Here is a 13,125-nt window from a genome sequence, read left to right as displayed (position 1 = left end):
AGGTGGATTATGAAAAAAATTGGCATTTTGACATCTGGTGGTGATGCGCCAGGAATGAACGCTGCAATTCGAGCAGTTGTGCGTTCTGGAATAAGTGCAGGCCTTGAAGTTTATGGTGTATTTAATGGCTATGAAGGATTAGTCAATGACAACATTCGTAAATTAGATCGTGGCGACGTGAGTGATATTATCATTCAAGGTGGAACGATCTTAGGTAGCGCCCGATTAGAAGAATTCAAGCTCGTTGAGGTTCGTGAAAAGGCAGTCGCAAATCTCGCAAAACATGGTATTGAAGGACTAGTAGTCATTGGTGGTGACGGAAGTTATCGCGGGGCACTTGCTCTAACGGAAATGGGAATAAACTGTATTGGTATTCCTGGGACAATCGATAATGATATCGATTCAACAGATTACACAATTGGTTTTGATACAGCACTAAACACTGTTATCGAAAACGTTGATAAATTACGTGATACATCAAGTTCACATCACCGCTGTTCAGTAGTTGAGGTAATGGGGAACCGTTGTGGTGACCTTGCAATTTACGCAGGAATTACCACTGGTGCAGAAGTTATCGTTACAAAAGAAACCGGCTATGATGAAGCTGAAGTTCTTGAGCGACTCAATTACTTTGAACAAGTGAAAGGAAAGCGTCATGCGATCCTTATCATCAGTGAGAAAATTACTGATGTACACTTATTAGCGCAAAAAATATCACAACATACTGGATTCTCCGGACGTGCAACAATTTTAGGTCATATTCAACGTGGTGGTTCACCTACTGCGCGTGACCGTATTCTTGCGACACAGTTTGGGGATAAAGCAGTGCAGGCATTAATGTCGGGCGAAGGTGGCCGTTGTGTTGGAATCGTAAGCGAAAAAGTAATGACAATCGATATTACTGAAGCGCTACGTACACCTAAGAAATCCAGAAAACCTTTATTTGAGTTACACGATCGATTGGTATAAGAAAGAGAGACATTATTTAATGCAAGAAATGAAAAAAACAAAAGTTATTTGTACGATTGGACCAGCTTCAGAGTCACCAGAAATGCTTGAGGCATTGGCAAAAGAGGGAATGAATATTGTTCGTTTCAACTTCTCACATGACGTCCAAGAAAACCACTTACGACGCATGAACGTTGTTCGTGAAGTTAGCGACCGAATTGGTATCAACTTGGCAATCTTACTTGATACAAAAGGACCTGAAATCCGTTGTGGTGACATGACTGATGGCGCAATCGCTTTTGAGACAGGTGATGTCGTTCGCGTTGGATTTGATGCAGATTTCATGGGAACTAAAGAACGTTTCACACTTTTAGTACCTGAAGTACATGCTGACGTTCAAGTCGGAAATTACCTACTCATCGACGATGGAAAAATGAAGTTAACAGTTATCGATAAAGATGACAAAGACCTAATTTGCCGTGTTGAAAACCCAGGATTCATCAAAACACGTAAAGGTGTGAATATTCCTAACGTAGTACTAAGTATGCCATTTATGTCAGAAAAAGACCGTAATGATATTACTTTTGGTGCTAACAACGGAATTGACTTTGTTGCTGCATCATTTGTTCGTCGTGTTCAAGATGTTCAAGACATTCGTGATGTTTTAGAAGCAGCAGGACGTCCAGATGTTCAAATCATCGTAAAAATTGAAAACCAAGAAGGTTTCGATAACTTAGAAAGCATTTTAGAACTTGCTGATGGTGTCATGGTTGCCCGTGGAGACTTAGGTGTTGAAGTAAGTACACACTTAGTTCCAATTTACCAAAAACGTATGATCGCATTAGCTAACCGTATGGGTAAACCAGTTGTTACTGCAACTCATATGTTAGAATCAATGCAACAAAACCCACGTCCTACACGTGCCGAAGCAAGTGATGTTGCAAATGCAGTTCTTGATGGAACTGATGCAATCATGCTTTCAGGAGAATCAGCTGTTGGAGCATATCCAATCGAAGCAGTTCGTGTTATGCGTGAAATCGCATTAGCAATGGAAGAAATTATTCCTTACCGTGAACGCTTATCACACGCAATCAGTACTTCAAAACGTACAATGCAAGATTCAATTGGTATGTCAGTTGCTGAAACAGCATTGAACATGAATGATGTAGAAGCAATTGTTGCCTTTACACAATCAGGTTCAACAGCACGTCGTATTTCAAAATACCGTCCAAATGTTCCTGTTATTGCAGTTACATTTGATAAAGCAGTTCAACGTAGCCTTCAATCATCATGGGGTGTCATTCCAGTTTACTCAGACGTCCGTAATGATATGACAAATGATGATGAAATTGCATCAACTTTTGCGAAAACATTTGGTATTGAACCTGGTAAAAAAGTTATCATTGCTGCTGGATATCCAACAGGAACAGGTAACACTAACTTAATGAAAATTATTGAAGTTAAATAGTAGGTAAAATTATGAAACAGTATATTGGTGTTGATTTAGGTGGTACGAATGTTCGTGTTGCAATTGTTACCGAACTTGGTGACATTGTTGAAGAAATCAAGCGTCCGTCTTTAGCATCTCAAGGACCAGAAACTGTTCTAAACAATATCGTTGACATGATCAACAGTTTAGAAAACTGTGATCAATGTGCTGGAATTGGAATCGGAATTCCTGGACCAGTAGATACAGAAAAAGGGTCGGTAACTCTATCGACAAATCTTGCTGGATTTACTGGTTTTCCAGTAGTTGATTACTTAAAAAAACATTTTGATTTACCCATTTACATGGATAATGATGCAAATGTTGCTGGTTTAGCTGAAGCTTTAGTTGGTTCAGGAAAAGGCAAGAAAATAGTTTACTATGTTACGCATTCAACAGGAATTGGTGGTGCGCTCGTAGTTGACGGAAGACTTGTATCCGGAATTCACGGATATGCTGGTGAAATTGGAAATATTGTAATTGACAGACATCGCAAACAACGCGATGACGTAAACACATTGAATGCTGGTGCGGTTGAAAATGAAGCGAGTGGATCAGCAATGGTTCGCAAAGCTCAAGAATCAATTGACCCAGAAATAACATCTGCTTCTCAAATATTTAAATTGTACGAATCAAATGATCCTAAGGCAGTTCAACTTGTTGAAGAAATGTCTTACGACGTAGGAATGCTTTTATCAATCATTTCACATGTTACAGATCCTCATATCTTTGTCCTAGGTGGAGGAGTCACATTCTCTCGCCATTTATATTGGGACAAGATGATTGAAGCGTACAAATCATTGGTTCATCCTACAATGCGTGATCGTGAATTTGTGCTTGCGTCATTAGAAGAACCAGGAGTTATTGGAGCGGCGATGTTATGCTACTCACAGGAGAAAAATGTATGACATTAATTGAAAAATATGCACAATTAGCCGTTAGAGTCGGTGTTAATGTTCAACCAGGACAAACACTACTTATTAACGTAAAAGCAGAGCACTATGAGTTTGCAAGACTTCTCGTAAAAGAAGCTTATGCAGTTGGTGCTAAAAAAGTTGTCGTTAAGTTCAGCGACGACATTATTGGAAAAGAACACGCATTACATCAAGATTTAGAAACATATACACGTGTGCCTCAATGGATTGTTGACGAGAATGATGATTACTTAACACAAGACTTATGTCGCTTGTCAGTTTATGCTCCATCTCCAGGCTTATTTGCGGATGTAGATGGCGATAAACTCGCTGCTGCAGCAAAAGCTCAAGGTGAAGCTTTAAAAGCAATGCGTGAGTATACGATGGCAAATCGTGGACAATGGTCATTAATTTCTTTACCAACAAATGAATGGGCACATGTAGTATTCCCAGAGTTACCAGTGGAAGAGGCTTATGAAAAATTACTTGAAGCAATTCTTTATGCGTCTCGCGTCACTGAAGACAAAGATCCAGTTGTTGCATGGGCTGAACACAACGCTGTCTTAGCACATCAAAATACGGTTCTTAATGACTATAACTTCAAATCTTTACACTTCAAAAATAGTAAAGGAACCGACATCACAGTTGGTCTTGTAAAAGATCATGTGTGGGCAGGTGGAGAAGAAACATCTGAAGGTGGACATAAGTTCAATCCGAATATGCCAACTGAAGAATCATTTACGATGCCAGATCGTCTTAATGTAAATGGACGTGTTTACAGTACAAAACCATTGAACTATAGCGGAAAACTCATCGATGAGTTCTGGTTAGACTTTGTCGATGGTAAAGTTGTTGATTTTGATGCAAAACAAGAAAAAGAGACATTACGTCAACTTCTTGATACTGATGAAGGAAGCCGTCACATCGGTGAAATTGCCCTTATCTCGCACAAATCACCAATTTCCGACCTAAATATTTTGTTCTACAATACATTATTTGATGAGAACGCTTCATGCCACATGGCTCTTGGACGTGCTTATCCTATGAACATCAAAAACGGTACATCAATGTCACAAGAGGAATTACTCGCTCATAACTCAAACGATTCAATTAACCATGAAGATTTCATGTTTGGAAGTGAAGATATGAGTGTTATTGGAGTAACGCAAGATGACACTGAAGTTGTTGTATTTGAAGCTGGAAACTTTGTAATCTAAGCGTGGGAAACCACGCTTTTAGTTAAAGAAAGAGGTACTTATGAAAAATATCGATAGAAAATATGCAAATTTGTTGGTTGAAACGGCTCTTAATGTACAACCGAATCAGACGTTGATTATTAATGCAGGACCAGAACACCATGAATTTGTTGCTCTTCTAACCGAAGAAGCATACAAATTAAAAGCAAAACAAGTTATCGTCAAGTTTACAAGTGAGCAAATTTCAAGACTTCACTATCTTTATCAAAGTGAAGAAACACTAACACATATCCCAGAATCATTAATTCTTGAACACGACGAGTACCTTAAAGAAGACCTAGTTAAACTAGCATTACGTAGTCCGAATCCTGGACTCATGAATGATGTCGATGCTTCGAAAGTTATGGCCGTATCTCAAGTTAGAGGAAAAGCATTACAAGCATTTGCAAACTACTCCATGAGTAATCAAGGACAATGGCTGGTTGCAGCTTACCCTACATATAACTGGGCTAAGGCAGTGTTTCCTGAATTAGAAGCGCAAAAAGCTTATGATAAGCTTTATGAGTACATTCTATATGCTACTCGCGTAACCGAAGATAATGATCCAAAACAAGAGTGGGAGAAACATAATGCCCAACTTCATAAGCAAAATAGTGCTCTAAACGCATACAATTTCGAGTCAGTTCATTTTAAAAATGGTTTGGGAACAGACATTACAATTGGTCTTGTTAAAGGACACATCTGGTCGGGTGGTAATAGTCCATCACAAAAAGGAATTCCATTTAACGCTAATATTCCAACTGAAGAGTCATTTACGACTCCAGATCGTATGAATGTAAATGGAATCGTCTACAATACGTTGCCGCTAAACAATAATGGTCGACTCATCGACAAATTCTGGTTAAAATTTGAAGATGGTGTCGTCGTTGATTTTGATGCCGAACAAGGAAAAGAGGCACTCGAAGGTCTTCTCAATACAGATGAAAATAGTCGACGTATTGGTGAAATTGCATTGGTGTCGTTTGATTCACCAATTTCAAATCTAAAAACATTGTTCTACAATACTCTGTTTGATGAAAATGCATCGTGCCATATTGCTCTTGGAAAAGGATATCCTCTAATAGAGAATGGTGGAAGCATGAATCATGATGAACTTTTAGAACGAGGTATTAATCAATCCCTCATTCACGTGGACTTTATGTTTGGGAGTGAGGATATGCATGCAGAAGGTACAACATTTGATGGAAATACCGTTACAATCATTAAAGAGGGAAATATTGTTCTGTAGTCTTTAGGCTTGTAATTTAAAAAGAGTCGAGTATAATAATACTATAAATCGATGATAAGGACATGAATGTAAAAACGTTGAACTAGAGAGTGAAGTGGTCGCTGAAAACTTCTCGTAGACATTTACATTTACAACCTTTGAGTGAATTTTCGAAAAAATTCCGTTGCTGGCGTTAACAGATAAAGTGCACTATTACAGTGAATGAAGGTGGTACCGCGTTAACACGTCCTTTTAGGGTTTGTTATCGTGGTACTTTTTTATTAGAAAGAGAAGGAAAGAAGAATGATTAATATTAAAGAAAATCCAGAATTAAATGTTCTGAATCACTCATCCGCACACTTACTTGCGCATGCCGTGAAACGCCTTTATCCAGAAGCAAAATTTTGGGTAGGTCCAGTAATTGAAGATGGTTTTTACTACGACATGGATTTGGGTGACGTCAAATTAACAGAAGACGATTTGCCAAAAATTGAGGCGATGATGCGTAAAATTGCCAAAGAAGACAAACGAATAACACGTATTGAACTTTCAAAAGCAGAAGCAATGGAAGAATTCAAAGATGATTCCTATAAACTTGATATCATTTCAAATTTAGATGAAAACGAAACAATTTCAGCATACCGTCAAGCAGAATTTATCGATCTTTGTCGCGGACCTCATGTTGAGACAACGAAAAAAATGAAATATTTTAAACTTCTCAAGGTATCCGGAGCATACTGGAAAGGCGATGCAAATAATAAAATGTTGCAACGTGTTTATGGAATTACATTTGAAACACAAGAAGATCTCGACAATTACCTAAACTGGCTTGAAGAAGCAAAACTTAGAGATCATAAAAAACTTGGGAAAGAACTTGGACTATTCATGATGAGTGAGTATGGTCCTGGATTCCCATTCTGGTTGCCAAATGGAATGAAGTTACGACAAGCCCTTGATGCTTATTACCAACAAGCTCATACACGTCGTGGTTATGTCTTTACACAAACACCTACGATGTTAAATAAGGACCTATGGGAAGTTTCTGGACACTGGCAAAATTACCGTGAAAACATGTACACTTCGTCAATTGATGATCGTGATTTCGCAATCAAGCCAATGAACTGTCCAGGCGGTATGTTAGTTTATAAAAATGACTTACATTCATACCGTGATCTTCCAATTCGCCTTGCGGAAATGGGTACTGTACACCGTCATGAGGCGAGTGGAGCCCTTAATGGTTTATTCCGCGTTCGTATGTTTACGCAAGATGATGCTCACTTGTTTATGACGCCTGCACAGTTACAAGACGAAATTATTGAAATCTTAGACTTTATTGAAGAAATCTATTCTGTCTTTGGATTAACATATTCCATTGAACTCTCGACACGTCCAGAAGATAAATATATTGGATCAATCGAGGATTGGGATCGTTCTGAGAAGATTCTTGAGGAAGCATGTATTGCGGCTGGTAAAGAATTCAAAATCAATCCTGGCGATGGGGCATTCTACGGACCTAAACTTGACTTTAAAGTCCGTGACTCGTTAAACCGTATTTGGCAATGTGGAACCGTTCAGTTGGATACAAATCTACCAGAACGCTTTGATCTAACATATGTTGCGGAGGATGGTTCAAAACAACGACCAATCATGCTTCACCGTGCTATATTTGGTTCAATCGAGCGTTTTATTGGAATTCTTATTGAACACTTTGCTGGAGCATTTCCATTATGGTTAGCACCAAAACAAGTTGAAATTATTCCTGTGAATACAGAATTCCACATGGAATATGCAAATGAAGTCAAAGAAATCTTAGAAGCACAAGGCATTCGTGTTTCGGTTGATGGACGTAACGAAAAACTGGGCTATCGCTTGCGTGAAGCTCAAATGCATAAAATTCCAATGCAAGTAATTATTGGTGATAAAGAAATCGAGGAACGCTCTGTCAACGTTCGACGTTTTGGTGAACGTGCTCAGAATCCATTCAGTCTTGAAGACTTTGTTGCTCTTGTTAACGAAGAAGTAAAATCAAAATACATTCATACAATTAACAAGGAAGCGTAAAAGAATCCCTGCTTAGGCAGGGATTCTTTTTATTTGAATAATATGTGAAATTTTTTTCGTTGCCACACATACCTAATAAACATAGAAATAATATGTATGAAGGGTAGAAAGTGAAATTTAAGAATTGTAGGAAAAAACCTTTAAATAGTACATATTTATGATTGCTGAACTTCATATAAATATCACATGATGAAAAATAAAAAATACCCTAGTAACATTTCATTATACAATGTTCTAAATCAAATTACCACAACAATCAATGATAGCGATTTCAACGCACTCTAGAGTGCGTTTGTTTGACTTGATTTTAGACATAATATTGCTTATTATTGTCTTACAAGGAGAACTTGTACGGAGGATAACAATGAAGAAATTCTGGACTATAGCATTAGTCGCATTAATGGTATTTGGACTGACAGCTTGTGCTTCACCTGAAAAGGAGCAAGAAACAGGCAAAGAAGGTACCGGTGGTGAAATTGCTTTAATCACAGACGTTGGAACGATCGATGACGGATCATTCAACCAAGGATCATGGGAAGGTGTTCAATCGTATGTTAAAGAACATAACGAAGCAAACAAGGACAAACAAATCTCAGCAACTTATTACCGACCATCAACAGCTAATGATGATGAGTACTACAATACAATTAGTAAAGCTATCAAAGATGGAAAAGCTAAAGTTATTGTAACACCTGGATTCCTATTTAATAATGCAGTATTTAGAGCACAGAAAGATTTCCCTGATGTAAACTTTATCTTTGTGGATAGCTTACCTCAAGAAAATGGTGACTCTGAGCCAGTTATTGGAAGCAATACAAACTCATTGCTATATGATGAACATGAGTCAGGATTCTTTGCAGGATATGCAGCAGTTAAAGATGGCATGACTAAACTTGGATTTATTGGTGGATACCGAGTACCAGCAGTTGAAAAATATGGTATTGGTTATCTATATGGAGCAGATGCAGCAGCTAAAGAGTTAGGCGTTGACGTTGAAGTCCGTTACAACTACGCAAATACATTTGAGCCAAAACCAGAAGTTCAAACACTTGCAGCTGGATGGTATGCAGCGGGTACTGAAGTAATCTTCGCATCAGCGGGTGGTGCAGGAAACTCAGTCTTTGCAGCCGCACAAGCAGCAAACAAGAAATCTATTGGTGTTGACAAAGATCAAAGCGCTGACAGTGAAACAATCATTACATCAGCAGTCAAGCAGTTACAAGGATCTGTTCACGCAGCATTGAAAAATCACTACGAAGGTAAATTCGAAGGTGGTAAGGCAACAACTTATGGAATCGCAAATGATTCAGTAGGATTGCCAGACAAATTTGATCGTTTCGAGACATTCACAAAAGCAGATTATGATAAAATCTACGCAGATTTCAAAGCAGACAAAGATGGAATACGTTCATCAATTCCAACAACACATGCTAATGATTTCAGCGACTTGAAATTAGAAAAAGTTAAAATTGTCTAAACCAACTAGTAATTAGAAAAGCCCCTTCGTTGGGGCTTTTTCTGTTTAAAATTCATTGAAGGAGTGAAACCGATGAATCATATCGTCGAAATGAAAGAAATAACTAAAGTATTTCCTGGCATCATTGCGAATGATCAAGTTACATTAAATATTCGCGAAGGTGAAATTCACGCACTACTAGGGGAAAATGGTGCGGGAAAATCAACGTTGATGTCAATCCTTTTTGGTATGTATCAACCAGATGGCGGAGAGATTATTGTTCGTGGAGTTCCTACGAAAATTTCAAATCCGCATGAAGCAACGGCACTTAAAATAGGGATGGTGCATCAACACTTCAAACTTGTTGATACGTTTACAGTTACTGAAAATATTATCCTTGGTGTTGAACAAACATCAAAAGGTGTCGTAGATAAAAAAGAAGCCCGCCAAGCAATTGTTGAGCTTAGTGAACGTTATGGACTGAATGTAAATCCTGATGCAAAAATTAGAGATATTTCTGTGGGAATGCAACAACGTGTTGAAATTCTCAAACTGCTTTATCGCGAAAGTGATGTCATGATATTTGATGAACCGACAGCGGTACTAACACCTCAAGAAATTGATGAGCTGATGCAAATTATGTTACAACTTCAGAAAGAAGGTAAGTCACTAGTTTTCATTACACATAAATTAGGCGAGATAAAAAAAGTAGCAAACCGTTGTACTGTTTTACGTAAAGGTAAGTATATTGGAACTGTAGATGTTAAAGATGTTTCAATTGAAGAAATGTCAGAAATGATGGTTGGACGTAAAGTTGATCTTACGATTGACAAAGCACCTGCAAAACTTGGCGATGTTGTACTATCTGTTAATGGGTTATCCATTGATTCCACGCATGGAGGTCATGACGCAATCAAAAATATTAGCTTTGATTTACGACGTGGTGAAGTTGTAAGTATTGCAGGGATTGAAGGAAATGGCCAGCATGAGCTTGTATATGCGTTAGCAGGCTTGTTGCCAATTAAGTCGGGTGTCATTGCGCTTGGTGATAATGATATTACAAATAAATCGATTCGTTATCGTAACACTCATGGGCTTTCACATATCCCAGAAGATCGCCACCGTGATGGTCTTGTCTTGGAATACAATCTGGCAGACAATATCGTATTAAAGTCTTATTTTGAAGACCGTTTCTCAAAAAATGGTTTTATGAAGTATGATGCCATTGATGTATATTCAAAAGAAATGATCGAGAAATTTGATATTCGAAGTTCAAAAGGGCCTCATACAATTGTTCGTAGCATGTCAGGTGGTAATCAACAAAAAGCTATCTTAGCCCGTGAAATTGATATGGGTAGTGATGTATTAATGGCAGTACAACCAACACGGGGTCTTGATGTTGGTGCGATTGAATATATTCATAGACAACTTGTTGCACAGCGTGATGCAGGAAAATCCGTACTTCTTGTATCCTATGAGCTATCTGAAATAATGAATGTAAGTGATCGAATTCTTGTAATGCATAATGGTGAATTAGTAGGAGAATTTACTCCAGATTCCGTAACACAGCAAGAATTAGGACTTTACATGGCTGGAGCGAAACGAGGAAATACTGATGAGTAAAATCAAAAACTATTTTAAAAACGAACAATCCCACAACTTAATTGCTTCATTATTAGCAGTAGCAATTGGACTCGTTTTTGGATTTATCGTTATTTTAGCGATTAAACCACAATTTGTCTTAAGCGCATTTGCGTTAATCCTAAAGGGTGGTTTACATGATGGACTACGTGGAATTGGTAACGTGCTCTTTAATGCAACACCAATTATCATGACGGGTTTATCTGTTGGATTTGCATTTAGAACTGGACTGTTTAATATCGGGGTAACGGGACAATTTACTGTTGGTGCCTTCACCGCAATTTATGTTGGTGTTAACTGGACATTCTTGCCTCCTGGATTTGGCTGGATTGTAGGTATTGTTTTAGGTGCTCTTGCAGGAGCTATTTGGGGACTAGTAGTTGGTGCTTTAAAAGCCTATCGAAATGTTAACGAAGTTATTTCGTCAATTATGATGAACTATATTGCAGTTTATCTGGTTAACTTCTTGATTATGCGTACAGCATTTGATGCGCAATACAGTCGTACACTACCGCCTAAAAATGCATACTTGCCAAGAATGGGATTGGATACAATCTTCCCGAATTCATCATTGAATATTGGTATCATTATTGCAATAATTAGTGCTATAGTTCTGTATATCGTGCTCGAGAAAACTACATTTGGGTATGAACTTCGCGCTGTTGGATTTAACCGACATGCAAGCCGTTATGCTGGAATTAATGAGACACGTAGTATCATCTTATCAATGATGATTGCTGGAGGTCTTGCTGGACTAGGTGGAGCGTTGATGTATCTATCTGATGTTGGAATATACATGACTACCTTATATGGATTACTCAAAGAAGGATTTGATGGAATTGCTGTTGCCTTGTTGGGTCAAAACAATCCAATAGGTATAATCTTCTCAGGTCTCTTTATCTCTCAAATTACATATGGTGGTAATAACTTACAATTATTCCGTCTAGAGCCCGAGATCATCCAAGTCATCACATCCGCAATTATCTATATTTCTGCATTAACTGTATTCTTGCGAGGTGTTATTGGTAAACTAACACGAGATAAAAAATCAGGAGGTAAAGAATCATGACAATGGCATACTTTGTATTTCAACAAATGCTCTATGTAGCGATTCCATTACTCATGGTTTCACTTGGTGGACTCTTTTCTGAACGCAGTGGTGTTGTAAATATTGCCTTGGAAGGAATTATGGTATTTGGTGCCTTCTTTGGAATCCTAACACTATTCATGTTACAAGGAATGTTTGCGCCGCAACTTCTGTTTGTAATTGGAATGATCGCAGCGATTCTAGCAGGAATGGCAATTGCCGCAGTACACGCATTTGCATCTATCAACATGAAGGCGGATCAAACTATTTCGGGTACTGCGATCAATATGTTCGCACCTGCTTTTGCGGTTGTTATGGCCCGATTGGTTTACTCTGTTAAAGAAATTCCATTCAAAAATGTATTCTTAATTCGAAAAGTTCCATTGTTAGGGGACATACCTGTCATTGGTGACTTATTCTTTAAAAATGCGTATATTACAACGTACCTCGGATTCATTATTCTGATTGTTGTTGTATTCGTAATGTACAAAACACGTTTTGGATTACGTTTGCGTGCGGCGGGTGAAAACCCTAATGCACTTGATGCGGCCGGAGTAAATGTCTACAAAATTCGATGGGCTGCTGTATTAATCTCTGGTGCACTGGGTGGACTTGGTGGATTTGCGATTATGATTCCAGTAAGTACATCATTCTCGGGAACTGTGAGTGGCTACGGATTCTTAGCGCTTGCGATTTTAATTTTTGGACAATGGAAACCGATACCGGTATTCATTTCATCAATTTTCTTTGCATTAACCCTTACAATCTCAAATGTATACTCTGCAATTCCATTCTTTACAAATTTAAATATACCAGAACAATTCTTCAAGATGTTCCCGTATATTGCAACCTTAATTGTCTTATGGTTCTCTTCGAAAACACAAGCAGCTCCAAAAGCTCTTGGGGATCCATACGACCAAGGAAAACGTTAAACGCTTCGAAAGAAGCGTTTTTTTATTGTATGTTTGTTTTATTTAAACCTCAACATATATAACTTCTATCACAATTTAACTAAACACACACCACAATGTAAGTGCTATCATTAATTTGGGCAAAGGCTCTAGATGGA

Annotated in this window: 10 protein-coding genes; all 10 read left to right on the top strand. The window is 38.1% G+C overall.

Annotation, left to right across the window (positions count from 1 at the left end; genetic code table 11):
* The first annotated feature begins 9 nt into the window (after positions 1-9).
* The 10 genes from pfkA (at position 10) to GVV19_RS05035 (ending at position 12,988) form a co-directional block, all read left to right on the top strand.
* Positions 10-969: a 6-phosphofructokinase gene (gene pfkA / locus GVV19_RS05080; RefSeq protein ID WP_159636714.1), complete on the top strand. Its 960-nt coding sequence runs from the start codon at positions 10-12 to the stop codon at positions 967-969.
* 19 nt (positions 970-988) lie between these two features.
* The gene (pyk, locus tag GVV19_RS05075; RefSeq protein ID WP_159636701.1) at positions 989-2,416 is read left to right on the top strand and encodes a pyruvate kinase; all 1,428 of its coding nucleotides are present in this window, start codon (positions 989-991) and stop codon (positions 2,414-2,416) included.
* 11 nt (positions 2,417-2,427) lie between these two features.
* The gene (locus GVV19_RS05070) at positions 2,428-3,342 is read left to right on the top strand and encodes an ROK family protein (protein ID WP_159646000.1); all 915 of its coding nucleotides are present in this window, start codon (positions 2,428-2,430) and stop codon (positions 3,340-3,342) included.
* Positions 3,339-4,565: an aminopeptidase gene (locus GVV19_RS05065; protein ID WP_159636684.1), complete on the top strand. Its 1,227-nt coding sequence runs from the start codon at positions 3,339-3,341 to the stop codon at positions 4,563-4,565. Before GVV19_RS05070 ends, GVV19_RS05065 begins: the two co-directional genes overlap by 4 nt.
* Positions 4,566-4,605: 40 nt before the next feature.
* Positions 4,606-5,832, top strand: coding sequence for an aminopeptidase (locus GVV19_RS05060; protein WP_159645997.1), 1,227 nt, complete (start codon positions 4,606-4,608; stop codon positions 5,830-5,832).
* A gap of 282 nt (positions 5,833-6,114) precedes the next feature.
* A complete protein-coding gene (gene thrS, locus GVV19_RS05055) occupies positions 6,115-7,872 on the top strand; it encodes a threonine--tRNA ligase (protein WP_159641440.1) in 1,758 nt (585 codons plus the stop codon).
* Between the two features lie 364 nt (positions 7,873-8,236).
* Positions 8,237-9,349 (top strand): BMP family lipoprotein, encoded by a 1,113-nt coding sequence (locus GVV19_RS05050; RefSeq protein WP_159636633.1) that lies wholly within the window; start codon positions 8,237-8,239, stop codon positions 9,347-9,349.
* 72 nt (positions 9,350-9,421) lie between these two features.
* The gene (locus GVV19_RS05045) at positions 9,422-10,951 is read left to right on the top strand and encodes an ABC transporter ATP-binding protein (protein ID WP_159641438.1); all 1,530 of its coding nucleotides are present in this window, start codon (positions 9,422-9,424) and stop codon (positions 10,949-10,951) included.
* Positions 10,944-12,038: an ABC transporter permease gene (locus GVV19_RS05040; RefSeq protein WP_159641437.1), complete on the top strand. Its 1,095-nt coding sequence runs from the start codon at positions 10,944-10,946 to the stop codon at positions 12,036-12,038. The genes GVV19_RS05045 and GVV19_RS05040 overlap by 8 nt, the downstream gene beginning before the upstream one ends.
* Positions 12,035-12,988, top strand: a complete 954-nt coding sequence (locus tag GVV19_RS05035) for an ABC transporter permease (RefSeq protein ID WP_159636597.1) — start codon at positions 12,035-12,037, stop codon at positions 12,986-12,988. The genes GVV19_RS05040 and GVV19_RS05035 overlap by 4 nt, the downstream gene beginning before the upstream one ends.
* Positions 12,989-13,125: the final 137 nt, after the last annotated feature.

Source organism: Erysipelothrix anatis (assembly GCF_009828745.1).
Lineage (GTDB): Bacteria > Bacillota_I > Bacilli_A > Erysipelotrichales > Erysipelotrichaceae > Erysipelothrix > Erysipelothrix anatis.
This window is presented reverse-complemented; position numbering and strand designations above follow the sequence as displayed.